The organism is Citricoccus sp. SGAir0253 (assembly GCF_005877055.1).
Lineage (GTDB): Bacteria > Actinomycetota > Actinomycetes > Actinomycetales > Micrococcaceae > Citricoccus.
Genome location: NZ_CP039424.1, coordinates 116,355 through 140,049, shown reverse-complemented (window position 1 = coordinate 140,049; position 23,695 = coordinate 116,355). Strand labels below are relative to the sequence as shown.

General features: G+C 73.1%; 22 protein-coding genes. 14 read left to right on the top strand and 8 right to left on the bottom strand.

Annotated elements, in window-relative coordinates; genetic code table 11:
- Nucleotides 1-226 precede the first annotated feature (226 nt).
- Together E7744_RS00660 and E7744_RS00655 are read right to left on the bottom strand one after the other, a co-directional pair.
- Nucleotides 227-934 carry a TrmH family RNA methyltransferase gene (locus tag E7744_RS00660; protein WP_371415361.1) on the bottom strand — a complete coding sequence of 236 codons (708 nt, stop codon included), beginning with the start codon at nt 932-934 and terminating at the stop codon, nt 227-229.
- The gene (locus E7744_RS00655) at nt 931-1,260 is read right to left on the bottom strand and encodes a hypothetical protein (protein WP_137772447.1); all 330 of its coding nucleotides are present in this window, start codon (nt 1,258-1,260) and stop codon (nt 931-933) included. Before E7744_RS00655 ends, E7744_RS00660 begins: the two co-directional genes overlap by 4 nt.
- Nucleotides 1,261-1,469: 209 nt before the next feature.
- Between E7744_RS00655 and E7744_RS00650 the strand changes: the two genes are divergently transcribed.
- From E7744_RS00650 to fdhA, 6 genes are all read left to right on the top strand, one after another.
- Nucleotides 1,470-3,716: a carbon starvation CstA family protein gene (locus tag E7744_RS00650; protein ID WP_137772446.1), complete on the top strand. Its 2,247-nt coding sequence runs from the start codon at nt 1,470-1,472 to the stop codon at nt 3,714-3,716.
- 2 nt (nt 3,717-3,718) lie between these two features.
- Nucleotides 3,719-3,925 (top strand): YbdD/YjiX family protein, encoded by a 207-nt coding sequence (locus E7744_RS00645; protein ID WP_246858485.1) that lies wholly within the window; start codon nt 3,719-3,721, stop codon nt 3,923-3,925.
- Nucleotides 3,926-3,978: 53 nt separating this feature from the next.
- Nucleotides 3,979-4,383, top strand: coding sequence for an NUDIX hydrolase (locus E7744_RS00640; RefSeq protein ID WP_137772445.1), 405 nt, complete (start codon nt 3,979-3,981; stop codon nt 4,381-4,383).
- 61 nt (nt 4,384-4,444) lie between these two features.
- Nucleotides 4,445-5,446 (top strand): magnesium and cobalt transport protein CorA, encoded by a 1,002-nt coding sequence (locus E7744_RS00635; RefSeq protein WP_168199705.1) that lies wholly within the window; start codon nt 4,445-4,447, stop codon nt 5,444-5,446.
- A 151-nt stretch (nt 5,447-5,597) separates the two neighbouring features.
- Nucleotides 5,598-6,404: an MIP/aquaporin family protein gene (locus E7744_RS00630; protein WP_137772444.1), complete on the top strand. Its 807-nt coding sequence runs from the start codon at nt 5,598-5,600 to the stop codon at nt 6,402-6,404.
- Nucleotides 6,405-6,476: 72 nt separating this feature from the next.
- A complete protein-coding gene (fdhA, locus tag E7744_RS00625; RefSeq protein WP_137772443.1) occupies nt 6,477-7,691 on the top strand; it encodes a formaldehyde dehydrogenase, glutathione-independent in 1,215 nt (404 codons plus the stop codon).
- Nucleotides 7,692-7,787: 96 nt separating this feature from the next.
- Here the strand turns inward: fdhA and pyrE are convergent, their stop codons facing one another.
- Nucleotides 7,788-8,390 (bottom strand): orotate phosphoribosyltransferase, encoded by a 603-nt coding sequence (gene pyrE / locus E7744_RS00620; RefSeq protein WP_137772442.1) that lies wholly within the window; start codon nt 8,388-8,390, stop codon nt 7,788-7,790.
- Between the two features lie 46 nt (nt 8,391-8,436).
- Here pyrE and E7744_RS00615 point away from each other — a divergent pair, with 46 nt between their 5' ends.
- The 4 genes from E7744_RS00615 (at nt 8,437) to E7744_RS00600 (ending at nt 11,611) form a co-directional block, all read left to right on the top strand.
- The gene (locus tag E7744_RS00615) at nt 8,437-8,904 is read left to right on the top strand and encodes a MarR family winged helix-turn-helix transcriptional regulator (RefSeq protein ID WP_137772441.1); all 468 of its coding nucleotides are present in this window, start codon (nt 8,437-8,439) and stop codon (nt 8,902-8,904) included.
- Between the two features lie 61 nt (nt 8,905-8,965).
- Entirely contained in the window at nt 8,966-9,793 is an 828-nt protein-coding gene (nadE, locus tag E7744_RS00610; protein ID WP_137772440.1) for an ammonia-dependent NAD(+) synthetase, read from the top strand.
- 63 nt (nt 9,794-9,856) lie between these two features.
- Nucleotides 9,857-10,687: an exodeoxyribonuclease III gene (locus E7744_RS00605; protein ID WP_137772439.1), complete on the top strand. Its 831-nt coding sequence runs from the start codon at nt 9,857-9,859 to the stop codon at nt 10,685-10,687.
- Nucleotides 10,688-10,696: 9 nt separating this feature from the next.
- Nucleotides 10,697-11,611 (top strand): hypothetical protein, encoded by a 915-nt coding sequence (locus E7744_RS00600; RefSeq protein ID WP_137772438.1) that lies wholly within the window; start codon nt 10,697-10,699, stop codon nt 11,609-11,611.
- A 107-nt stretch (nt 11,612-11,718) separates the two neighbouring features.
- Here the strand turns inward: E7744_RS00600 and E7744_RS00595 are convergent, their stop codons facing one another.
- The 5 genes from E7744_RS00595 to E7744_RS00575 all read right to left on the bottom strand — a co-directional run bounded on the left by E7744_RS00595 (nt 11,719) and on the right by E7744_RS00575 (nt 18,062).
- Entirely contained in the window at nt 11,719-13,203 is a 1,485-nt protein-coding gene (locus tag E7744_RS00595; protein ID WP_137772437.1) for an amino acid permease, read from the bottom strand.
- A gap of 74 nt (nt 13,204-13,277) precedes the next feature.
- The gene (locus E7744_RS00590; RefSeq protein WP_137774757.1) at nt 13,278-14,639 is read right to left on the bottom strand and encodes an NAD-dependent succinate-semialdehyde dehydrogenase; all 1,362 of its coding nucleotides are present in this window, start codon (nt 14,637-14,639) and stop codon (nt 13,278-13,280) included.
- A 238-nt stretch (nt 14,640-14,877) separates the two neighbouring features.
- Entirely contained in the window at nt 14,878-15,951 is a 1,074-nt protein-coding gene (locus E7744_RS00585) for a low specificity L-threonine aldolase (protein WP_137772436.1), read from the bottom strand.
- Nucleotides 15,952-15,959: 8 nt separating this feature from the next.
- Nucleotides 15,960-16,628, bottom strand: a complete 669-nt coding sequence (locus E7744_RS00580; protein WP_137772435.1) for an SDR family NAD(P)-dependent oxidoreductase — start codon at nt 16,626-16,628, stop codon at nt 15,960-15,962.
- 3 nt (nt 16,629-16,631) lie between these two features.
- Nucleotides 16,632-18,062 carry a DUF6421 family protein gene (locus tag E7744_RS00575; protein ID WP_137772434.1) on the bottom strand — a complete coding sequence of 477 codons (1,431 nt, stop codon included), beginning with the start codon at nt 18,060-18,062 and terminating at the stop codon, nt 16,632-16,634.
- 124 nt (nt 18,063-18,186) lie between these two features.
- Here E7744_RS00575 and E7744_RS00570 point away from each other — a divergent pair, with 124 nt between their 5' ends.
- The 4 genes from E7744_RS00570 (at nt 18,187) to E7744_RS00555 (ending at nt 23,546) form a co-directional block, all read left to right on the top strand.
- A complete protein-coding gene (locus E7744_RS00570; RefSeq protein WP_137772433.1) occupies nt 18,187-18,642 on the top strand; it encodes an Lrp/AsnC family transcriptional regulator in 456 nt (151 codons plus the stop codon).
- 143 nt (nt 18,643-18,785) lie between these two features.
- Nucleotides 18,786-20,711, top strand: a complete 1,926-nt coding sequence (locus E7744_RS00565) for a glycoside hydrolase family 13 protein (protein WP_137772432.1) — start codon at nt 18,786-18,788, stop codon at nt 20,709-20,711.
- Nucleotides 20,712-20,764: 53 nt separating this feature from the next.
- Nucleotides 20,765-21,523, top strand: a complete 759-nt coding sequence (locus tag E7744_RS00560; protein ID WP_137772431.1) for an SDR family NAD(P)-dependent oxidoreductase — start codon at nt 20,765-20,767, stop codon at nt 21,521-21,523.
- A 151-nt stretch (nt 21,524-21,674) separates the two neighbouring features.
- Nucleotides 21,675-23,546, top strand: a complete 1,872-nt coding sequence (locus E7744_RS00555) for a BCCT family transporter (RefSeq protein WP_137772430.1) — start codon at nt 21,675-21,677, stop codon at nt 23,544-23,546.
- The last annotated feature ends 149 nt before the right edge of the window (nt 23,547-23,695 follow it).

The following is a 23,695-nucleotide window of genomic DNA, read 5'->3' as shown; positions in this document are numbered from 1 at the left end:
CGCCGGTGATCCGGCGGGGTGAAGCGGCATGCTGCATACCGCTTCCCATTGCCCCGTCCGGCCCGAATGGGCCGCGCGGTCCGCAGTGCTGACGGACTGACTGCTCCTGCTACTTCTGGGTGCACTGTACGAGAGAGCGGGGCCGGGAGCCAGAGTCCACGACGCCCCGCCTCCCCGGGTGCGCGGGCGGGCGCTCCGGAGGCGCGGACCGGGGGCGGGCAGGAGCTCAGGGATGCTGGCCGAAGGCGTGCCGGCGGATCCACGCGTGCATCGCGATGCCCGCGGCCACGCCGGCGTTGATCGACCGGGTGGAGCCGAACTGGGCGATGGACAGCGTGGCCTCGGCCGCGGCGTGCACCTCCTCCGACAGCCCCGGGCCCTCCTGGCCGAACACCAGCACGCAGCGCTCGGGCAGGTCGTGGGTCTCCAGCGGCACCGAGTCCGGGAAGATGTCCACGCCGATCACGGCCAGGCCCTCGGCGCGCGCCCAGGCCACGAAGTCCGCCACCGTGGGGTGGTGGTGCACGTGCAGGTACCGGTCCGTGACCATGGCCCCGCGCCGGTTCCAGCGGCGCCGGCCGATGACGTGCACGCCCGCCGCGTTGAAGGCGTTGGCCGTGCGCACCACGGTGCCGATGTTCAGGTCGTGCTGCCAGTTCTCGATCGCCACGTGGAAGGGGTGCCGGCGCGTGTCCAGGTCCGCGACGATCGCCTCGAGCGACCAGTACCGGTAGTGGTCGGCCACGTTGCGCCGGTCCCCGGCGCGCAGCAGCTCCGGGTCCCAGTGCCCGCCGGCGGGCCACTCGCCCTCCCAGGGCCCGACGCCGACCGCGCGGTCCGCGTCCGGCCCACCCTGCGGGGTGGCCGGGGGCACCGGGGCGGCCGGGCCGTCGTCGGACCCGGGACGCGGGCCCGACGCCGGGGCGGAGGTCACCGGCGGCGGTCCACCAGGGCCCACGAGGCCAGGGCGGAGGCGCCGGCGACGGTGAGCACGGAGGGCCAGGCCCCGATCCGCTTGGCCAGCGGGTGCGAGGCGCCGAACCCGCCGAGGTAGAGAAGGGCCAGGGCGGTGGTCGCCGGGGCACCGGCCTTGGCGGCCCAGGTGCGGCCGGCGTAGGCGCCGGCGGCGGCCAGCACCACGCCGCCGAGCGGACGGATGCCGGTCTCCCGCGCGGCCAGGTAGCCGCCGATGAGGCCCAGCGCGGCCAGCGGCGCGGTGGTGACGGACTCGGCGGGCTTGAAGACTCCACGATCACTCATGGCCACCACGGTAGTCGCCCCGCCGCCCCGGGACACGCGGGCGGGAGGCACCCGTGAGGCGAGCGGAGGACCCGCGCCACGCCACGGCCCATGGTCGTTGACGGCCCCCCGTGGCCGAGAGCACAGTAAGACCTGCACCTGCCGCCCCGCCCTCTCGCCGAGGGCCTCGTGGGGCATGGGCCCGGACGGCAGCCGAGACGAGGGATGACATGACTGAGCACTCCGCACCCGCCACCGGGTTGCCACCCACCGCCGTGGACCCGGCGGTGGCCGAGGCCGAGGACCGCCGGTGGACCCCCGGCAAGATCGCCCTGTGGGGCGTGATCGCCCTGCTGGGCGGCGTGGCCTGGGCCGTCCTGGCCATCTCCCGCGGCGAGACGATCAACGCCATCTGGTTCGTGTTCGCCGCCGTGTGCACCTACCTCATCGCGTACCGCTTCTACGCCAGGTACATCGAGCGCAAGGTCACCCGTCCGGACGACACCCGGGCGACGCCGGCCGAGTACAACGAGAACGGGCGCGACTTCATGCCGACGGACCGCCGGGTCCTGTTCGGGCACCACTTCGCCGCGATCGCCGGCGCCGGCCCGCTCGTGGGCCCGGTGCTGGCCGCCCAGATGGGCTACCTGCCGGGGACCCTGTGGATCATCGTCGGCGTGGTGCTGGCCGGGGCCGTGCAGGACTACCTGGTGCTGTTCTTCTCCATGCGCCGCGGGGGCCGCTCGCTGGGCCAGATGGCCCGCGAGGAGCTGGGGGTCATCGGGGGCACCGCGGCCCTGCTGGCCACCCTGACCATCATGATCATCATCGTGGCCATCCTGGCCCTCGTGGTCGTCAACGCCCTGGGCGAATCCGCCTGGGGCGTGTACTCCGTGGGCCTGACCATCCCGATCGCCCTGTTCATGGGCGTCTACCTCCGGTTCCTGCGCCCCGGTCGCATCATGGAGGTCTCGGTCATCGGCTTCGTGCTGCTGATGTTCGCCATCATCTCCGGGCGCTGGATCGCCGAGTCCCCGTGGGGCGCGGAACTGTTCAGCCTCGACCGCACCACGATCGCCTGGGCCATCATCGTCTACGGCTTCGTGGCGGCCGTCCTGCCCGTGTGGCTGCTGCTGGCCCCGCGCGACTACCTCTCCACCTTCATGAAGATCGGCGTCATCGGGCTGCTGGCCGTGGCGATCGTGGTGGTCCGCCCCGAGGTCTCCGTCCCGGCGTTCTCCGAGTTCGCCGGGCGCGAGGACGGCCCCGTGGTGGCCGGCTCGCTGTTCCCGTTCCTGTTCGTGACGATCGCCTGCGGCGCCCTGTCCGGGTTCCACGCGCTGATCTCCTCCGGCACCACCCCGAAGCTCGTGGAGAAGGAGCGCCAGACCCGCTTCCTGGGCTACGGCGGCATGCTCATGGAGTCCTTCGTGGCCATCATGGCGCTGGTCGCGGCGATCTCGATCGACCGCGGCATCTACTTCGCCATGAACTCGTCCGCCGCCGTCACCGGCGGGACGGTGGAGGGCGCCGTGGCGTTCGTGAACTCCCTCGGCCTGGCGGGCGTGAACCTGACCCCGGACGCGCTGACCTCGCTCGCGGCCGGCGTGGGCGAGGAGTCCGTGGTCTCCCGCACCGGCGGTGCCCCGACCCTGGCCGTGGGCATCGCGACCATCATGAACCAGTGGTTCGGCGGTCCGGCGATGATGGGCTTCTGGTACCACTTCGCCATCATGTTCGAGGCCCTGTTCATCCTCACCGCGGTGGACGCGGGCACCCGGGTGGCCCGCTTCATGCTCCAGGACACCATCGGCAACGTCATCCCGCGGTTCAAGGACACCTCCTGGCGGCCGGGCGCGTGGTTGTGCACGGCCATCATGGTGGCGGGCTGGGGGTACATCCTGATCCTCGGGGTCACGGACCCCCTGGGCGGCATCAACACGTTCTTCCCGCTGTTCGGGATCGCCAACCAGCTGCTGGCGGCCATCGCCCTGGCGGTCGTCATGGCGATCGTGGCCAAGCGGGGCACCTTCCGGCACCTGTGGGTGGTCGTGCTGCCGCTGGCCTTCGCGGCCGTCGTGACGGTCACCGCCTCGCTGTTCAAGATCTTCTCCCCGGTCCCCGCCGTGGGCTACTGGGCCCAGAACAGCGCCTTCCGCGAGGCGCTGGCGGCCGGCGAGACGAGTTTCGGCACCGCCAAGTCCGTGGAGGCCATGGAGGCGGTCGTCCGCAACACCACCGTCCAGGGCACGCTGTCGGTCGTCTTCCTCGTGCTGACCCTGATCGTCATCACCACCTCCGTGATGGCCACGGTGCGGTCCTTCCGGGTCCGCGGCCTGCCGGAGAACGAGGACCCGCGCGTCGAGTCCGAGATCTACGCGCCGGCGGGCCTGGTTCCCACCCCGGCCGAGAAGGAGCTCGAGGCCCAGTGGCAGGCCCTGCCGGCCGGGATGCGGCCCGTGAGCCGGAGGCACTGACCGTGTCCGCGGAGCCGCTCCGGGGCCTGCGGGGCGCCTGGCGCTCCACGGGGTGGCTCCTGCGCGGCGTCATGGGGGCGGACGCCTACCAGCGCTACCTGGAGCACCACGCCCGGACCCACCCGGGCACCCCCGCCCTGTCCGAGCGCGAGTTCTGGCGCGAGCGGATGGACTGGCAGGACCGGAACCCGCAGGGCCGCTGCTGCTAGGCCGCGCCCCGCGGCATCCGGCCTCCGGCTCCGGTGCCACTACCGTGGGGAGCGTGGAGACCATCCTCGCCGCCGGCGCCGTGATCTCGGACGAGGCCGGCCGGGTGCTGCTGGTCCTGCGCGGCCGCGAGCCGCAGCGGGGGCGCTGGTCGGTGCCCGGCGGCCGGGTGGAGCCCGGGGAGACCCTGGAACAGGCCGCCGCCCGGGAGGCCCTCGAGGAGACCGGGCTGCGCGTGCGGGTCGGCCGGGAGCTGTGGTGGCTGCGGATCCCCACGGGCGACGGGCGGGCCTACGAGGTGCACGACTTCGCCGCCACGGTCGCCGGCGGCACCCTGGTGCCCGGTGACGACGCCGACGACGCCCGGTGGGTCGGCGCGGCCGCGCTGGGCACCCTGCCCCTCACCACGGACCTGGCCGCCTACCTGGCCCGCGCCGGCGTGCCCCGCCCCGGCACCTAGCGGTCCGGGGCACCCGGGCCGGGCACCGGCGTCGGGCCCTCCGGTGGCGCACAATGGTGCGGTGACGATCGTCGACAACGCCATCTACAAGGACGGCCGGCGCGTGCTGGCCCCCACGAGCCTGCAGCAGACGTTCGAGGAGTGCCAGCGCATCGGCGGCATGGCGTGGATGGGCCTGTACCGCCCGGACGAGGCCGAGCTGCAGGAGGTCGCCGCGGAGCTGAACCTGCACGAGCTGGCGGTCGAGGACGCCCTCTCCGGCGGGCAGCGGGCCAAGCTGGAGCACTACGGGGACCACGACCGGTTCCTCGTGCTCATCCCCGCCCGGTACCTCGACGAGACGGAGACGGTCGAGTTCGGCGAGCTCAACGTGTTCGTGGGACCGGACTACGTGGTCACGGTGCGGCACTCCGAGGTCCCGGACCTGTCCCGGGTGCGCCGGCACCTGGAGCGAGACCGCCCCGACCGGCTGGCCGCCGGCACCTCCGCCGTGGTCCACGGCATCCTCGACTCGGTGGTGGACGACTACTTCCCCGTGGCGGACGGCCTGGAGAACGACATCGGCGAGATCGAGGACCAGATCTTCGCCGGGGACGGGCACGTCTCCCGCCGCATCTACCAGCTCTCGCGCGAGGTGGTGAACTTCCAGCGGGCCGTGCGCTCGCTGCCCATGATGCTCGAGACCATGATCGAGGACCTCGAGGGTGACCCCTCCACGCTCGAGGTGGTCCGCAAGCTGCGCGACGTCCACGACCACACGGTGCAGCTCAACGACCGGGTCACCGCGATGCGCACCATGCTCGAGCACGCCCTGGAACTGGACTCCACGCTGGCCGCGAAGAACCTCGCCGAGGTCTCGGTACGGCAGAACGAGCAGGTCAAGAAGATCTCCTCCTGGGCGGCCATCCTCTTCGCGCCCCAACTCGTCGGGTCCGTCTACGGGATGAACTTCCTGCACATGCCCGAGCTGCACTGGGCCCTGGGCTACCCCTTCGCCGTGGCGCTGATGCTCGCCATGGCCGTGGTGCTCTTCGTGCTGTTCCGCAAGAACGACTGGCTCTGACGCCGGCGGACCGGCCGCCGACCTGCGCGGGGAACGGTCACGACCCCTTGACCCCCTGACGCGCGCCTGCCTACCCTCGCGTCACTTCCCCGGAATCCGTGCCGGCGTCCTCGACCCCGCTGCTTCCGGGCCCCTCCTGCGAAGGGTGACCATGGCCCCCAGCCTCTGGCGGCGCCTCGCCGCCGAGATCCTCGGAACGGCAGTCCTCGTGGTGCTCGGCGTCGGCACGGTGCTGGCCGCCCTGACCGTGGACGCCGGGACCCTCTCCTATCCCGCCGTGGGCTTCATCGCCCTCGGGTTCGCGATCGCGGTGGCGGTGTCCGTCTACGCGTTCCTGGCGGTCTCCGGTGCGCACATCAACCCCGCCGTGACGTTCGCCCTGGCCGTCACCCGGCGCTTCCCGTGGGCGGAGGTGGTCCCCTACGTGGTGGCCCAGCTCCTGGGCGCGGCGATCGGCAGCCTGCTGCTGGTCGCGGCCTTCGGCACGACGGCGGTGGACCTCGGCAGCGGTGCGACGGTCCTGGGCAGCGGCGTCTCCCTCGGCCAGGGCATCGTGGCCGAGGTGCTGGGCACCTTCGCGCTCATGCTCGCCATCATGGCCGTCGCCGTCGACCAGCGGGCCCCCAAGGGCTGGGCCGGGCTCATCATCGGGCTGTCCGTGGCCAGCGCGATCCTCGTCATCGGACCCCTGACCGGCGGCTCGCTCAACCCGGCGCGCACCTTCGGGCCGTACCTCGCCCAGTCCCTGTTCGGCGGGGCGGTCGACTGGTCCCAGTTCGCCGTCTACGTGATTGGTCCCCTCGTGGGGGCCTGCGCCGCCGCCGTCGCCTACGACCTCATCGCCCGTCCGCGGGACCTCGCCGAGGCCGAGCCGCGCGCCGACGACCCGGTGCTGTCCGGGGAGCGGGCCGTCGCGGAGGAACGCCACCGGAGGGACCGGCGCTCCCCCGAGGTCTAGACCACCAAGGGCGAGGGCACCATCCGCCCCCGCCCGTCCCCTGCGTGTCATCCACCATCGAAAGGAACCACCATGACGGGAAATCGCGTAGTCGTCTACAAGGGCCCCGGAGAGGTCGCGGTCGAGGCGATCGACTACCCCAAGCTGGAGCTGCCCTCCGAGGTGGCCACCAAGATGGGGATCCAGCAGAAGGCGCCGCACGCCGCGATCGTCAAGCTGGTGGCGACGAACATCTGCGGCAGCGACCAGCACATGGTGCGCGGCCGCACCACGGCGCCCGTGGGCCAGTCCCTCGGCCACGAGATCACGGGCGAGGTCGTGGAGACCGGCGAGGACGTCCTCTTCGTCAAGGAGGGGGACATCTGCTCGGTGCCCTTCAACATCGCCTGCGGGCGCTGCCGCATGTGCAACGAGGGCAAGACCGGCGTGTGCCTCAACGTGAACCCCGCCCGCCCCGGAGCCGCCTACGGCTACGTGGACATGGGCGGCTGGATCGGCGGCCAGGCGGAGTACGTCATGGTCCCCTACGCGGACTTCAACCTGCTGAAGTTCCCGGACCGGGACCAGGCCCTGGAGAGGATCCTCGACCTGGCCATGCTCTCGGACATCTTCCCCACCGGCTACCACGGCGCGTACACCGCCGGGGTGACCACCGGCTCCACCGTCTACGTGGCCGGCGCGGGGCCCGTGGGCCTGGCCGCCGCGTTCTCGGCGCAGCTGCTCGGCGCCTCCGCGGTGATCGTGGGGGACATGAACGCCGACCGGCTGAAGCAGGCCGCGAGCTTCGGCTGCGAGACGGTCGACCTGAGCCAGGAGGGCTCTCTGTCCGAGCGGATCGAGCAGATCCTGGGCGTCCCGGTGGTGGACGCCGCCGTGGACGCGGTCGGGTTCGAGGCCCGCGGCCACGGTGCCAACGCCGCCGAGGCCCCGGCCACCGTGCTGAACGACATCATGTCCGTCACCCAGGTGGGCGGCGCGCTGGGCATCCCGGGCCTCTACGTGACCGGCGATCCGGGCGGCATCGACGAGAACGCGAAGGTGGGCCAGATCGGCGTCCAGCTGGGCACCGGTTGGGCCAAGTCGCTCTCGTTCACCACGGGCCAGTGCCCGGTGAAGCGCTACAACCGCAAGCTGATGAACCTCATCCTGGCGGGCAAGGCGGACATCTCCAAGGCCGTCAACGCCACCACCATCGGGCTCGACGAGGCGCCCGAGGCCTACCGGGCCTTCGACAAGGGCGCGGCCAAGAAGTACGTGATCGACCCGCACGGGATGATCGCCGCGTAGGCGTCCCGGACCGGGGGGGCGAAGCCGGGCCGGCCGCTTTGCGGGCAATAGCGACCGGTCGCTATTGCCCGCGAAGTCCGGAATGGGCGAGCGGGATCAGTCCAGGCCCAGCTCGTCCTTGCCGAAGGCGAAGAGGTACGGCACGCCGGCCTCGGCCTCGATCCGCTCGGCGGCCCCCGTGGAGCGGTCCACGATCACGGCCACGGCGCGGACGTTCCCGCCGGCGTTGCGCACGCCCTCCACGGCGGTCAGGGCCGATCCGCCGGTGGTGGAGGTGTCCTCGAGCACCACGACGTCCCGGCCCTCCACCGCGGGCCCCTCCACCTGCCGGCCCATGCCGTAGGACTTCTGCGCCTTGCGCACCACGAAGGCGTCCACCGCGCGGCCCTGCCGGCCGGCCTCGTGCAGCATGGCGGTACCCACCGGGTCGGCGCCCATCGTCAGCCCGCCCACGGCGGCGAAGCCGATCCCGGCCTCGTCCAGCATGTCCAGCATGACCCGGCCCACGAGCGGGGCGGCCTCGTGGTGCAGGGTGACCCGCCGCAGGTCGATGTAGTAGTCGGCCTCCTTGCCGGAGGACAGCGTCACCCGGCCCCGGACGACGGCCAGGTCCTGGATGAGCTCCAGCAGCCGGGAGCGGTCCTGTGCCTTCTGCTCGGCGGTGCGCGCCGACGGGGAATCCGGGGTCTGAGTAGTCATGCCGTCCATCCTAGATTCTCGGCCGGACCCCTCCTAGGGTGGTGACATGAGCGACTCCCAGCAGCACCAGGAACCCCCGCAGGAGCGTCCCACCGAACAGTTGCTCAGCTACTGGCTCAACATGGTGGACACGCTCCTCACCCAGCGCGTCAACGAGTCCCTCGCCGAGCACGGCCTGACCCGGGCGCAGTGGCAGCTCATGAACGCCCTCACCACCCGGCCCCAGTCCACGGAGGAGCTCGCCCACGCCCTGCCGATGTCCGTGGCGGGCGCGGACGAGGGGCCGCGGACCGTGAAGGAGCACCTGGACGAACTGGTCGAGTCCGGGTGGCTCGTCACCGAGGGCGACCTCTACACGCTCACCAGCACCGGCCGCACGAGCGGGGAGCGGGTGGCCGCCGTCGTCGAGGAGCTGCGCGCGGACATCACCGAGGGCCTGGACGAGCAGCAGTACGAGACCGTCATGAGCGCGCTGCAGACCATGGCCCGCAACCTGGGGTGGACGCGCAGCTGACCCCCCGCTGACCGGCGGCAGGACCTGCGCGCGGGGGGTCCTCACCCCTAGGCTGGGGCCCATGCGTGAACTGCAGAAGGCGATCATCGCCGAGATGGGTGTCAAGCCGGAGATCGATCCGGCCTCCGAGGTCGAGCAGCGGGTCCGGTTCCTGCAGGACTACCTGCGCGCCAGCGGGGCCCGGGGCTTCGTGCTGGGCATCTCCGGCGGACTGGACTCCACCCTGGCCGGCCGGCTGGCCCAGCTGGCCGTGGAGGGGCTGCGGGAGCAGGGCGTGCAGGCCGAGTTCGTGCCGGTCCGGCTGCCCTACAACGTCCAGCACGACGAGGACGACGCCCAGGCGGCCCTGGACTTCATCGACGGCGACGCCGAGACCACCTACGACATCGCCCCCGCCGTGGACGGCTTCGAGTCCGAGTTCACCGCCGCCACGGGCGAGCCGATCTCCGACTACAACAAGGGCAACGTCAAGGCCCGGGTCCGCATGGTGGCCCAGTACGCGATCGCCGGCGCCGAGGGCCTGCTGGTGATCGGGACGGACCATGGCGCCGAGTCCATCACCGGCTTCTTCACCAAGTACGGCGACGGCGGCGCGGACGTGCTCCCGCTGTTCGGGCTCAACAAGCGCCAGAACCGCCAGCTGCTCAAGCACCTGGGTGCCGAGGAGCGGCTGTGGGCGAAGGTCCCCACCGCGGACCTGCTCGACGACAAGCCGGGCCAGACGGACGAGGCCGAGCTGGGGCTGACCTACGAGATGATCGACGACTACCTCGAGGGGCGGGTCATCCCCGCCGTGACCGCGGAGAAGCTCGAGCAGCTCTACCTGCGCTCCCGGCACAAGCGGACCACCCCGGTCAGCATCCTCGACACCTGGTGGCGCGAGGGCTGACCTCCGCCCCCGCGAGCGCGAGGGATGGCCGGGGCGGCCGGGGAGTGTCGTTAGGCTGGACGGGTGAAGATCGCGACCTGGAATGTGAACTCCCTGCGAGCCCGCGCCGACCGAGTGGAGGCCTGGCTGGACCGCAGCGACGTGGACGTCCTGGCCATCCAGGAGACCAAGTGCAAGGACGAGAACTTCCCGTGGGAGCTCTTCGAGCGCATGGACTTCGAGGTGGCGCACTTCGGCTTCTCGCAGTGGAACGGCGTGGCGATCGCCTCCCGCGTGGGGCTGGCGGACGTGGAGCGCACCTTCGTGGGCCAGCCGGAGTTCGGCAAGGGCGGCGTGGACCCCGTCCAGGAGGCCCGGGCCATCGCGGCCACGGTCGGCGAGGGTGCCGACGCGTTGCGGATCTGGTCCCTCTACGTCCCCAACGGCCGCGGGCTGGAGGACGAGCACATGGCCTACAAGCTGCACTGGCTGGACGTGCTGCGCGAGCGCGCGGCAGGCGCCCTGGCCGAGGACCCGGGGCTGCGCCTGGCGCTGACCGGTGACTGGAACATCGCCCCGCAGGACGAGGACGTGTGGGACATCGAGCTGTTCCGGCGCGAGGGCTTCACCCACGTCTCCCCCGGTGAACGGGCGGCCTTCCACGCCTTCGAGGAGGCCGGCTTCCAGGACGTGGTCCGGCCCCGGCACCCCGGCCCCGGCGTCTACACCTACTGGGACTACAAGCAGCTGCGCTTCCCCAAGCGGGAGGGCATGCGCATCGACTTCGTCCTGGCCTCCCCCGCGCTGGCCGACTCCGTCACGGACGCCTGGATCGACCGCGAGGAGCGCAAGGGCAAGGGCGCCTCGGACCACGCCCCGGTCGTCGTGGAGCTCGGCCCCGCCGCGGGGGCCTGAGCGGGGGCCATGGAATACCAGTCCGAGCTCCGGGTCTACCAGCCCCTCGCCGCCTTTCCCGACGCCGTCCAGGCCGGTCTCCTGCGCGCCCGTCACCGGACGCGGGCGGAGACCGAGGAGGAGGCGGCCCGGCGGGCGTGGATCCGCCTGCTGCGCGACGTGACCGACCCGTTCCCCCATGGTGAGGACCTGGTGCGCGTGCTCCGGGTCCCGGTGGCCGGGACCGGCGCACCCGGGGAGGGGCCGTCGTCGGGCGGTCCGGGGAGCGGCGCCGGACCGGCGTACTCGGAGTACTTCTGCCCCGACGAGATGGCGCTGCGCTGCGAACTCGCCGCGGGGCAGCTGGCCGAGTCGATGCGGCCGCCGACCTTCGGCCTGCTGGTCCCGGAGGCGGCCCGGCAGGCGAACGTGGAGCGGCTGGCCGCGCGGATGGACGTGGAGGACCTCGAGGAGATCCGGCACGTGCACACCCGCACCGCCGTGTGGGGCGTCCCGGCGGCCTGGTTCGCCCTCGTCCACGAGGACGACGCCATCGAGATCGGCACGGACGGCCCCGCCCCGGAGGGGCCCGGCGGCCGGTTCGACGCCGGCTCCGTCCGCTCGGTGCGGATCACCGTCCCGCTGGCCCTCGCCCTCGAGCGCGCCCGGCGCGCCGCCGTCGTGCTCTCGCTGCACGCCCCGGACATGGACCTGCTCGGGGACCTGACCATCCTCGTGTCCTGGCTCGAGTCCTTCCACCCGGACTCCGTGGTGGAGCTGGACTACGGCGGGCTGGCCCGGCTCGTGTGGCCGGACGACTCCCCGTTCGACGTGCACACCGCCCTCGAGGCGCTCGAGGAGGGGGACACGGACGCGGCCGTCGTGGCCAACCACCGCATGGTGCGCCGCTGGCTGCCCGTGCGGCAGCTCGGCCGGGCGAGCTGAACCGGGCGCGGGCCGGGCGCCTCCGGCCAGAGCGGCGACGACCGGCCCGCCGGTGCGGCTCCCCGTCCGGCCGCGGGGCCGGGGGAACCTCGCACCGGCGCGGCGGATCAGTCCACGGGGCGGCTCAGGTCGGCCTCCTCGTACCGGACCATCCGCGAGCCGGTGACGATCCGGTGGCCGGCCCAGAGCGCCAGGAAGACCGGCAGGCCGATGTAGGCGGTGGCGGCCGAGAGCAGGTCGACCTGGCCGACGAAGGCCTGGTGGTTCTGCCCGAGGATCACCACGGCGCACAGCGCGAGCGCGACCACCGGCCCGAGCGGGAAGAACCGCGCGCGGTAGGGCAGGTCGGCGAGGTCGTGGCCCTGGGCCAAGTACGCCCTGCGGAAGCGGTAGTGGCTCCAGGCGATGCCCATCCAGACGATGAACCCGGCCAGGCCGGAGGCGCTGACGAGCCACACGTAGGCGGCGCCGTCGCCCACCAGGGTGGTCAGGAAGCACGCGGCCCCCACCGTGGTGGTGGCGATGAGCGCGTTCATCGGCACCCCGCGCCGGTTGACCCTCGCGAGGAAGCGGGGGGCCTTGCCGCTGTCCGCGAGGGCCCAGAGCATGCGGGTGGAGGCGTAGAGCCCCGAGTTGCCGGCGGAGAGGATGGCGGTGAGGATCACCGCGTTCATCACGGTGGCGGCGGCCAGGACGCCGGCGTTCTCGAACACGAGGGTGAAGGGCGAGATGGAGATGTCCTCCACGCCGCTGCCCAGCAGGTGCGGGCTGGTGTGCGGGACCAGGAAGCCGACGACGGCGATGGCGCCCACGTAGAAGAGCAGGATGCGCACGAAGACGGTGCGGATGGCCCGGGGCACGTTCCGGTCCGGGTCCTCGGCCTCGCCGGCGGCGACGCCGACGAGCTCGGTGCCCTGGAAGGAGAAGCCGGCGACCATGAAGATGGCCAGGATCCCGGCCCCGCCGCCGACGAACGGCGCCTCCCCCGCGGTCCAGTTGGCGAAGCCCGGCGACTCCCCGCCGAGGATGCCCACGATCATCAGCACGCCGAGCACGAGGAAGACCACGACCGTGGCCACCTTGATGAGGGAGAACCAGAACTCGCTCTCGCCGTAGGCGCGCGTGCTCAGGGCGTTGAGCCCGAACAGCACCGCCAGGAACAGCGCCGACCAGATCCACGAGGGCACGTCCGGTAGCCAGTACCGCATGACGAGGGCGGCGGCCACCAGCTCGGCGGCCACGGTGATCGCCCAGTTGTACCAGTAGTTCCAGCCGATGGCGAAGCCGAACGAGGGGCTGACGAAGCGGGTGGAGTACTCCTCGAAGGCGCCGGAGACCGGCAGGTAGGTGGACATCTCGCCGAGGGACTGCATGAGCAGGTACACCATCAGGCCGATGGCCACGTAGGCGAGCAGGGCCCCGCCGGGACCGGCGGTGGCGATGGTGTTGCCCGAGGCCACGAACAGGCCCGTGCCGATGGCCCCGCCCATCGCGATCATCGTGAGGTGGCGCGGCTTGAGGCTGCGCCGCAGCCGGGCATGGGCCTCGGGCGGGGCGGCCAGGTGCGTCGTGGGAGGTGTGAGGGTGTCCATGCGTGCCTTTCCGTGGACAGGACGGGTGGGGGCGCCGGGAGCCCGGGCGCGGTGCCCGGCCGTCCCGGCGGCGGTCAGTCGTTGATGTAGAGCAGGCGCTTGTTGACGAACTCGTCCATGCCCAGCGGGCCGAGCTCCCGGCCGAAGCCGGAGCGCTTGACCCCGCCGAAGGGCATGCCCGCGCCCTCGGCCTCGGCGGCGTTGACGTTGGCCATGCCGGCCTCCAGCCGCTCGGCCACCCGGCGGGCCCGCTCGGGGTCGGTGCTGAACACGGCGCCGCCCAGGCCGTAGGGGGTGTCGTTGGCCAGGGCGACGGCCTCCTCGTCGTCCCGCACGGGGTAGACCACGGCCACGGGGCCGAACAGCTCCTCGTGGTGGGCGGCCATCCCCGGGGTGATGCCCGTCAGCACGGCCGGGGCGAGGTACGCCCCGGGGCCCTCGGCCAGCGTGCCGCCGATGTGCAGGATGGCCCCGGCCTCCACCGCCGCGCGGACCTGGCCGGCCAGCCGCTCGGCTGCGGCCCGGGAGGACAGCGGGGCGTAGGTGCCCGGGGCCTCGACGGCGGGGTCGCCGGGCACCAGCGCGGCGGCCTGCCGGGTCAGCTCGGCCACGAACTCCTCGAAGATCCCCGCCGAGACGATCATCCGCTTGTTGGAGTTGCAGGCCTGGCCGGTGTTGCCCATCCGGGTGGCGAGGGCCGCGCGGGCCGAGGCCGCGACGTCGTCCGTGTCCAGCACGATGTAGGGATCGGAGCCCCCGAGCTCGAGCACGACCTTCTTCAGGTGCCGGCCGGCCTGCTCGGCCACCGCCGCCCCGGCCCGCTCCGAGCCGGTCAGCGAGACGCCCTGGATTCGGTCGTCGGCGATGATCGTGGAGACCTGCCCGTGCGTGGCGAACAGGTTCTGGTACACCCCGGCGGGCACCCCCGCGTCGTCCATGAGCTGCTGGAGGGCCAGCGCGGACTCGGGGCAGATCTCGGCGTGCTTGAGCAGGATGGTGTTGCCGAGCATGAGGTTCGGCGCCGCGAACCGGGCCACCTGGTAGAAGGGGTAGTTCCACGGCATGATCCCCAGCAGCGGGCCGACGGGCCGGCGCTGGATGACGGCCCGCCCGGTGCCGCCGGGGGTCGGCAGGGGCTGGTCCGCGGCCAGGACGGGACCGTGCTCGGCGTAGTACGCGAAGATCTCCGCGCTGAACTCCGCCTCCCCCCGGGCCTCCGAGAGCGGCTTGCCCATCTCCTGCGTGGCGATGGCCGCCAGGTCCCCGGCGCGCTCGGCGAACAGCTCGCCGACCCGCGCGATGATCGCGGCCCGGTCCTCGATGGTCCGGGACCGCCAGTCGCGGAAGGCGGACTCGGCGGCGGCCAGGGCCTCCCGGACCTGCCGGTCCGTGGCGTGCGGGTACTCGGCCAGGAGCGTGCCCGTGGCGGGGTCCACGGAGCGGCAGGCGAAGCGGCCGGCGGCCGGGCCGGAGGCCGGGGCGGCGGGCTGGGTGGACGTGGTGGTCACGGTGGTTCCTCCTCGGGGAACGACGGGTGCTCCGCGGCGGGAGCAGGGGCGGGACCGGACCGTTGCGGGCCCGGCCGACGTGGACGTGGAGAGCACGGGGAGACGGGGGGACGGGGGAACGCGGCCGGGCGGGGGGCCGGGATCCGCCCGGGCGCCCCCGCCCGGATCAGCCGACGGGGACGAGCTCCGCGCGCAGGGCGGCCAGGAACGCGTCCACGTCCTCCTCGGTGGTGTCGAAGCTGCACACCCAGCGGACCTCGCCCCGGGCGGCGTCCCAGTCGTAGAACCGGAAACGTTGCCGGAGCCGGTCCGCGATGCCCGGGGGCAGGGTGGCGAACACCGAGTTGACGTGGGTCGGCTGGGTGAAGGCAACGCCGGGCAGGGACCCGTCCGCGATGCCGGCCTCGATGCCCTCGCGCAGGCGCCGGGCCATGGCGTTGGCGTGGCCCGCGGTGCGCAGGTAGAGGTCCCCGTCCAGCAGGGCCAGCAGCTGCGCCGAGACGAAGCGCATCTTGGAGGCCAGCTGCATCTGGTGCTTGCGCAGGTAGACCAGCCCGTGGGAGGCCGCCTCGTCCAGGACCACCACCGCCTCGGCGGCGAGTGCCCCGTTCTTGGTGCCGCCGAGGGAGAGCACGTCCACGCCGGCGTCGGTGGTGAACGCCCGCAGCGGCAGCCCCAGGGCGGCCGCCGCGTTGGCCAGGCGGGCCCCGTCCATGAACACGGCCATGCCGTGGGCATGGGCGTGGTCGGTGATCGCCCGGAGTTCCTCCGGCGTGTACAGCGTGCCGAGCTCGGTGGACTGCGTGAGGTAGACGACGAGGGGCTGGGCACGGTGCTCGTCCCCCCAGCCCCAGGCCTCCCGGGCGATCAGCTCGGGCGTGAGCTTGCCGTCCGCCGTGGGCACGGGCAGCAGCTTGATGCCGGCGGACTTCTCCGGCGCCCCGCCCTCGTCGACGTGGATGTGCGCCGAGTCCGCGCAGACCACCGCGCCCCAGCGCGGGAGCATGGACTCGAGGCCGACGACGTTGGCGCCCGTGCCGTTGAAGACGGGCCACGCCGTGGCGCCGGCGCCGAAGTGGCCCCGGACCACCTCCTGCAGCCGGGCCGTGTACTCGTCCTCGCCGTAGGCGACCTGGTGGCCGCCGTTGGCCACGGCGAGGGCCTCCAGCACCTCGGGGTGGACCCCGGAGTAGTTGTCCGAGGCGAATCCCCGCACCTGCGGGTCGTGGATCCTCTGCATTCCGTGCATCACCTTTCGTGGATCTCGATGATCGAGTCGTTCAGTCGGGCCGCGTCCGCGTCCCACAGGCCGGCGTAGGCGGCCGCGAGGCGGTCCTCCAGCCCGGCCAGGGCCTTCACCCGGTAGACGACCGCCGCGGCCCGCAGGGGTTCGCCGGCCTCGCGGGCCGCCTTCGCGTAGCCCTGCGCCACGGCGCGGGTCCACGCCTCGGCGGCCGCCTTGACGGCGGCGTAGTTGGCCCCGCCCGCGAGCGGGCGCGCCACCGCCGTCGAGGACACGATCGCCAGCCGGCCGGCCGGCGAGGACCGCAGGTCGTCGTCGAGGGCGCGGCTGACGTGCCGCAGGGCGGTGAGGGAGGGCTCCAGGGCGCGGTAGTCCGCCTCCGCCTGGCCCGCCAGCCCCCCTCCCCCGCGCCAGCCGCCGACGAGGTGGAGGACGCCGTCGACCGCGAGGCCGCGCTCCCGCAGGCGGTCCACGAGGCCGAGCACGGCGACCTCGTCCGCGAGGTCGACCACCTCGGTGTCCGCCCCGAGCGCCGCGAGCGGGGTGAGCCGCGCGGCGTTGCGGCCGGTGGCGACGACGCGGGCCCCGGCGGCGGCCAGGGCGCGCGTCGCCGCCAGCCCGGACGCGCTGCCGGCGCCCGCGACCAGCACCGTCCGTCCGGTCAGGTCGGCCATCGCTCAGGCGTCCGTGGCGCGGATGCCGGCCGTGGACTCGATGACGCCGCGCAGCTTCCGGCCGAGCGCCTCGAAGAACATGGACAGCGGGAACTCGTCGTCCAGCACCAGGTCCGTGTAGCCCCGGGGCGGACCGGCCAGCACGTCCCGCGGCAGTCCCTGCGCCCAGGCGGAGGCGGGGTGCGGGGGCACGACGGCGGCGATGAGCTCGTACGCCTTGAGCCAGTGCAGCGTCCTGGGCCGGTCGATCGACTCCCAGTACAGCCGGTCGACGGCCTCGCCGAGCTCCACGACGGCGTCCGCGATCGCCCCCCAGTCCACGCTGAGCTCCACGTCCCGCCACTGCAGCACGTGCTTGCGGTGGAGCCAGGCGAACAGCAGCTGGCCGCCCAGGCCGTCGTAGTTGCGCACGCGCGAGCCGGTGAGGGCGAAGCGGAAGATCCGGTCGAAGACGACCGCGTACTGGACCAGTCCGGCGTGGCGCCGGGTCTGCTCCTCGAGGGCGGTGAGCTCCTCCCCGGCCGCGGCGCGCGCGGCGAGGCCCCGCTCGATCGACACCGCCTCGCGGAACGCCGTCAGGTCGCAGCGCAGCTCCTCCAGGGTGTAGAGGAAGTACGGCATCCGCTGCTTGATCATGAAGGGATCGAAGGGCAGGTCCCCGCGCATGTGCGTCCGGTCGTGGATGAGGTCCCACATCACGAAGGTCCTCTCGGCGAGGTCCTGGTCCGCCAGTAGGGCCGCGGCCTCGTCCGGCAGTCGCAGCCGGGTGATCTCCGCCGCCGCGGAGACGACGCGGCGGTAGCGGGCCGCCTCGCGGTCCTGGAAGATCGCGCCCCACGTGAACACGGGCGTCTCCCGGGTGGCCACCGTCTCGGGGAACAGCACGGCCGAGTTGGTGTCGTACCCCGGCGTGAAGTCGACCAGCCGCAGGGAGACGAAGAGCCTGTTGCCGTAGTCCCCGGCCTCCAGTGCGGCGATGAACTCCGGCCAGATCGCCTCGACCAGCAGGGCCTCGACGTGCCGGTCCGGCGAGCCGTTCTGGGTGTACATCGGGAACACCACGAGGTGGCGGACCCCGTCCACGCGGTGCCGCTGCGGCTGGAACTCCACGAGCGAGTCGAGGAAGTCCGGCTCGCCGAAGCCGCCGTCGGCCCAGCGCGCGAAGTCCGCCGGCAGGGCCTCGAGGTACGCCGTGTCGTGCGGGAACCGGGGGGCGAGCTCGACGACGGACGCCACGATCTCCTCGACGTGGCGGCGCGCCGCGGGGTGGTCGGTGGGATCGGGCACGGACCCATCCCGGGCCTGCAGGCCCTGCAGCGCGGTGGCCGCGGCCTTCAGCCGCAGCCAGGCCGGGCTGGTCTCCACGCCATGGGCGTCCTCGACGACCTCGGGCTCGCCGATGATCGCCTGCACTGCCTGCTGGGACGTGGACATTTAGGCCCTCCTGATGGGATTGAACGTAAATTTTCCGGTGATATGCATCACACACGGGAACATTCACACACGGCGGGGGTGGTGTCAACTCCCCGAGACGATCCGGGCTGGTACCGTGCACTCCATGGACGATCCCGTGGACCTGAGGCTGGCCACCGAGGTCTCCCACGACCCGCGGGCCACCCTCGCCCAGCTCTCCGAACGGGTGGGCCTCTCGGTCTCGGCCGTGCAGGCGCGGCTGCGCAAGCTCGAGAGCAGCGGCGTCATCACCGGCTACCGGGCCCTGCTGGACCCAGAGGCCATCGGCAGGCCGCTCTCGGCGTTCATCGAGATCACGCCCCTGGACCCCCGCCAGCCGGACAACGCCCCGGAGCTCCTGGAGCCCATCACGGCGATCGAGGCCTGCCACTCGGTGGCCGGGGACGCCGCGTACATGCTGTTCGTGCGCGTGGCCACCCCCAAGGAGCTGGAGGCGCTCGTCAACGAGGTGCGGCAGGTGGCCTCCGTGAACACCCGCACGACCGTGGTGCTGCAGACCTTCTTCGAGCACCGGCCCATGCTCCCCGCCGCCGGGGACTGACCCGCGCTCCGCTCCCCCACCCCGCGGCGCCTCCCGCCCCCTTGCCTCCCGGGTCATGAACCACGGGTCCCGCCGCCCGGCACCCCCGGTTCGCGACCCGGGAACCCACCGCCCACCACGGGCGCACCACTAGGGTGGGACCCATGACCACGGGACCCCTGAGCACCCCACCGTCCGAAGCCCGCAACCGCCCGCAGAACCCCTGGTGGGTGGACGCCGTGATCTACCAGGTCTACCCCCGCTCCTTCGCGGACGCCGACGGCGACGGCATGGGGGACCTGGCCGGCGTCACCGCCCGACTGCCCTACCTGCAGCAACTCGGGGTGGACGCGCTCTGGCTCTCCCCGTTCTACGTCTCCCCGCAGAAGGACGGCGGCTACGACGTGGCCGACTACCGGGACGTGGACCCGCTCTTCGGCACCCTCGAGGACGCCGACGAGCTCCTCGAGGCCGTCCACGAGGCCGGACTGCGCCTCATCGTGGACCTCGTGCCCAACCACACCTCAGCCGCCCACCCCTGGTTCGTCGAGGCCCTGGCGGCGGACCCGGCCACCCCGGAGGGCCGCGCCGCCCGGGACCGGTACATGTTCCGTCCGGGGACCGGCCCGGACGGCTCCGAGCCGCCGAACAACTGGCAGTCCACCTTCGGCGGCCCGGCCTGGACGCGCACCACGGACCCGGACGGGACGCCCGGGGACTGGTACCTGCACCTGTTCGACTCCTCCCAGCCGGACCTGAACTGGGACAACCCGGAGGTCCGCGAGGAGTTCGAGGACATCCTGCGGTTCTGGCTGGACCGCGGCGTGGACGGGTTCCGGGTGGACGTGGCGCACGGGCTGGTCAAGGCCGAGGGCCTGCCGGACCACCACGAGCGCCCCGGCATGGTCACGGACGCCGCCGTGGCGGTCACCCGCCCGGAGGAGTCCGGGGCGCTGCCCGGGCCCGACGACGGCGCGGACGTCTCCGGCCACGCCGAGGAGAACCCCCGGGACCACTCCCACCCGGTGCCGTACCACGACCAGGACGGCGTCCACGAGATCTACCGGTCCTGGAACGCGGTGCTCGCCGAGTACGACCACGACCCGGTGCTCGTGGCCGAGGCGTGGGTGGCCCCGCTCGAGCGGCTGTTCCGCTACGTCCGCCCGGGCGAGATGCACCAGGCGTTCAACTTCACCTTCCTGCTGGCCGGCTGGGACGCCGTGCGGCTCTCGGACGCGATCACCGTGTCCTTCGAGGAGGCGGACAAGGTGGGGGCGCCGAACACGTGGGTGCTCTCCAACCACGACACCGTCCGCCACGCCTCCCGCTTCGGGCTGACGGACCCCACCCGCTACCCCTCGGGCATCGGCGCCGAGGACGAGCAGCCGGACGAGGCGCTGGGCTGGCGCCGCGCCCGCGCCGCCGCCCTCATCGAGCTCGGCCTGCCCGGCTCGGCCTACGTGTACCAGGGCGACGAGCTGGGCCTGCCGGAGCACACCGAGCTGGACGACGCGCTGCGCCAGGACCCCACCTTCTTCCGCACGGGCGGCGAGGAGAAGGGCCGGGACGGCTGCCGGATCCCCATGCCCTGGCGGGCCGGTGCGCCCGGGCTGGGATTCGCCGTCGGGACCGGCTCCGGCACCGGGGAGGCGGCCGGGACCGAGGGGCCCGACGGCGGCACCGCCCCCGGCGGACCGGCCCGGCCCGCGGCCCCCTGGCTGCCCCAGCCGGAGTCCTACGCGCGCTACGCGGCGGACCAGCAGGTGGACGTGGAGGGCTCCACGTTCGAGCTGTACCGCGAGCTGATCGAGGTGCGCGGCGAGCTGGACCTCGGCACGGGCGCCTTCGCGTGGTCGCGGTTCCACAGCCCCGAGCACGGCGTGCTGGCCTTCACCGTGACCACCGGCGGCTGGCGCGACCCGGCCTCCGGGGACACCGTGCCGCAGACCGTGGTGCTGGTGATGGCCAACCTGGCCGAGACCGCCGTGGACGTGCCGGAGGACTACGCGGCGGCGATCTTCAGCCACGACGAGGCGCTGCAGGACGGCCAGCTGATGCCGGACTCCGCCGCCTGGTTCCTGCGGCGCTGAGCCCTCCCGTGGGGCGGGCGACACGCGCCCGCCGCACCGGATAGCCTGCCCGCATGGACCTCGCGAACACCTCCGCCCTCGTCACCGGCGCCGCCTCCGGGCTCGGCGCCGCCACCGCCGCCGTGCTCGCCGGGCGCGGCGCCCACGTGATCGGCGTCGACCTGGCCGCCGCCACCGAGAAGGCCCCGGCCGTCGAGGGCGTCACGTACGTCCCCGCGGACGTGACGGATCCGGACCAGGTGCGGGCCGCCGTCGCCGCCGCCTCCGCGGCCGGTCCCCTGCGCACCGTGGTCAACTGCGCGGGGATCGCCCCCTCGGCGCGCATCCTCGGCCGGTCCGGCCCGCACGACCTCGGCCTGTTCGAGACCGTGGTGCGGGTGAACCTGCTCGGGACGTTCACCGTGCTGACGCTCGCCGCCGAGGCGATGGCCGCCACGGAGCCGGTGGACGAGGACGGCCAGCGCGGGGTCGTGGTGAACACGGCCTCCGTGGCGGCCTTCGAGGGACAGATCGGCCAGGCCGCGTACGCCGCCTCCAAGGGCGGGGTGCACAGCCTGACGATCACCGCCGCCCGGGACCTCGCCGGCCAGGGCATCCGGGTGAACACCATCGCCCCCGGCGTGATCGAGACCCCGCTGGTGATGACGATCAGCGAGGAGTACCGGGCGGGGCTCGCGGAGGGCGTGCCGTTCCCCCACCGGCTCGGCCGGCCCGCCGAGTTCGCCTCCCTCGTGGAGACCTTCGTGGACAACCACTACCTCAACGGCACCACGATCCGGATGGACGGCGCCCTGCGCATGGCCCCGCGCTGACGACCGCCCCGGGGAAGGGAGGAAGGGAGGGTCCGGGGCGGTCGCCGGCAGGGCCCGTGGCAGGGGTCCGGGCGAAGGGAGCCTGTCAGGGCCCTGTGAGGGACCCCACGAGGGCCGGGGGCGCCGCGGGCCGCCGCGCTACGGTGGAGTAATGTCATCGACCACCAGCCCCCCGACCTCGCCGCCCTCGCAGACCCCCGGACCGGTGCCCTCGCAGGAGGTGCCGGCCACCCCGGACGACGCCCAGCGCTCCCGGCTGGTGCCCTGGGTGTTCTGGCCCTCCTCCGTGGTCATCCTGGCCTTCGTGGCCGTGACCATGGCCTTCCCGCAGGCCATGGAGGCCGGCATCGGCGTGGTCCAGCAGGCGATCATCAGCAACTTCAGCTGGTGGTACCTGCTCATGGCCTTCCTGCTGGCCGTGTTCTGCCTCTACCTCATCTTCTCCCGCAAGGGGAACATCACCCTGGGCCGGCCGGACAGCACCCCGGAGTTCTCCACCGGGTCGTGGCTCGCCCTGCTCTTCGCCGCCGGCATGGGCATCGGCCTCGTGTTCTACGGCATGACCGAGCCGCTCATGCACTTCGCCACCCCGCGCCCGGCACTGGAGGCCGAGCAGGCCTCCGCCGCCGTCCGCGCCCAGCAGGCCCTGTCCACCACGTACCTGCACTGGGGCCTGCAGCCGTGGGCCATCTACGCGGTCGTCGGCCTCGCCGTGGCCCACGCCATCCACCGGCGCGGGCGGCCACTGTCCATGCGCTGGGCCCTCGAGCCGCTCATCGGCGAGAAGGCCACGCGGGGCCCGTGGGGCCACCTCGTGGACGCCACCGCCCTCGTGGGCACCGTGTTCGGCGTGGCCACCTCCCTGGGCCTCGGCGTCACGCAGATGTCCGCGGGACTGCGCTCGCTCGGCGTCGTCCCCCAGGACAGCCCGTGGGTGGAGTACGCCATGATCGCCGTCATCACGGCCTTCGTCCTGTGGTCCGTCATCTCCGGCGTCAACCGGGGCATGAAGTGGCTCTCCACCACGAACCTGCTCATCGCCGCCGGCTTCGTGCTGTTCCTGCTCATCGCCGGGCCCTCCCAGTTCCTGCTCAAGGAGCTCGTCCAGACCCTGGGCGGCTACCTGCAGGACTACATCGGCATGTCCCTCGACGGCTCGGCCTTCTACGGCCAGGCCGGCGACGACTGGCAGGCCGGCTGGACCACCTTCTACTGGGCCTGGTGGATGTCCTGGACCCCGTTCGTGGGCGTGTTCATCGCCCGCATCTCCCGCGGGCGCACGGTGCGCCAGTTCATGGTCGGCGTCCTGCTGGTGCCCACCGCCATCTCCGTGGTCTGGTTCGGCGTGCTCGGCGGCACGGCGATCTACCAAGAGATCAACCGGCCCGCGGGCTACACCTCGGTGATCGGTCCGGACGGCTCGGTGGACGTCAACTCCGCGCTGTTCCAGGTGCTCGAGCAGCTGCCCGGCGGGACCGCGCTGATCATCGGCGCCATCCTGCTCTCGGCGATCTTCTTCATCACGTCCTCGGACTCCGGCTCCCTCGTGATGGCCATGATCGCCACGGGCGGGGACCCGGAGCCGGCCCACCGGTACCGCGTGTTCTTCGCCGTGGCCACCGCGCTGATGGCGGCGGCCCTGCTGCTGGCCGGCGGGCTGACCGCCATCCAGACGCTGGCGATCACGATCGGCCTGCCGATGAGCGTCCTGCTCGTGCTGATGTGCATCGCCGTGTTCCGCGGCCTGGACGCCAACGTCCGCCGGGTCGAGGCGCTGCGCCGCAAGGCCTTCCTGGCGGACATCCAGGAGCGCTTCGGGCTCAGCACGGACGACGACGCCCAGGAGACCGGCGGGATCTCCGCCGACTTCTGGTGGGCGAACCTCTCCCGGTCCCGCCGCCAGCAGATCGCCCTCGACGCGGCGGTTGCCGAGGGGGCCGACCCCCGACCGGCCTCGCGGACGTCCTGGCTCTCCCGCCGGAGGGCGGAGGACGGCGGGCGCCACGCGCCCGGGCGGGACTAACGGGGCGGACCGGCCCCGGACCGGTCCCGCGCCCACGGACGACGACGGCCCCCGCCACGCGGCGGGGGCCGTCGTCGTCCCGGTGGGGTGCCGGAGCGCCGGCAGCGCGCACAGGACACTCCCCGGGAACGACGAAGGCCCCCGCGGGA

What these genes read in the sequence shown, in the direction of transcription:
- E7744_RS00655 (WP_137772447.1), bottom strand. Translation starts at nt 1,260, where the DNA reads ATGAGTGATCGTGGAGTCTTCAAGCCCGCCGAGTCCGTCACCACCGCG.
- E7744_RS00650 (WP_137772446.1), top strand. Translation starts at nt 1,470, where the DNA reads ATGACTGAGCACTCCGCACCCGCCACCGGGTTGCCACCCACCGCCGTG.
- E7744_RS00630 (WP_137772444.1), top strand. Translation starts at nt 5,598, where the DNA reads ATGGCCCCCAGCCTCTGGCGGCGCCTCGCCGCCGAGATCCTCGGAACG.
- fdhA (WP_137772443.1), top strand. Translation starts at nt 6,477, where the DNA reads ATGACGGGAAATCGCGTAGTCGTCTACAAGGGCCCCGGAGAGGTCGCG.
- pyrE (WP_137772442.1), bottom strand. Translation starts at nt 8,390, where the DNA reads ATGACTACTCAGACCCCGGATTCCCCGTCGGCGCGCACCGCCGAGCAG.
- E7744_RS00615 (WP_137772441.1), top strand. Translation starts at nt 8,437, where the DNA reads ATGAGCGACTCCCAGCAGCACCAGGAACCCCCGCAGGAGCGTCCCACC.
- nadE (WP_137772440.1), top strand. Translation starts at nt 8,966, where the DNA reads ATGCGTGAACTGCAGAAGGCGATCATCGCCGAGATGGGTGTCAAGCCG.
- E7744_RS00600 (WP_137772438.1), top strand. Translation starts at nt 10,697, where the DNA reads ATGGAATACCAGTCCGAGCTCCGGGTCTACCAGCCCCTCGCCGCCTTT.
- E7744_RS00595 (WP_137772437.1), bottom strand. Translation starts at nt 13,203, where the DNA reads ATGGACACCCTCACACCTCCCACGACGCACCTGGCCGCCCCGCCCGAG.
- E7744_RS00585 (WP_137772436.1), bottom strand. Translation starts at nt 15,951, where the DNA reads ATGCAGAGGATCCACGACCCGCAGGTGCGGGGATTCGCCTCGGACAAC.
- E7744_RS00580 (WP_137772435.1), bottom strand. Translation starts at nt 16,628, where the DNA reads ATGGCCGACCTGACCGGACGGACGGTGCTGGTCGCGGGCGCCGGCAGC.
- E7744_RS00575 (WP_137772434.1), bottom strand. Translation starts at nt 18,062, where the DNA reads ATGTCCACGTCCCAGCAGGCAGTGCAGGCGATCATCGGCGAGCCCGAG.
- E7744_RS00570 (WP_137772433.1), top strand. Translation starts at nt 18,187, where the DNA reads ATGGACGATCCCGTGGACCTGAGGCTGGCCACCGAGGTCTCCCACGAC.
- E7744_RS00565 (WP_137772432.1), top strand. Translation starts at nt 18,786, where the DNA reads ATGACCACGGGACCCCTGAGCACCCCACCGTCCGAAGCCCGCAACCGC.
- E7744_RS00560 (WP_137772431.1), top strand. Translation starts at nt 20,765, where the DNA reads ATGGACCTCGCGAACACCTCCGCCCTCGTCACCGGCGCCGCCTCCGGG.
- E7744_RS00555 (WP_137772430.1), top strand. Translation starts at nt 21,675, where the DNA reads ATGTCATCGACCACCAGCCCCCCGACCTCGCCGCCCTCGCAGACCCCC.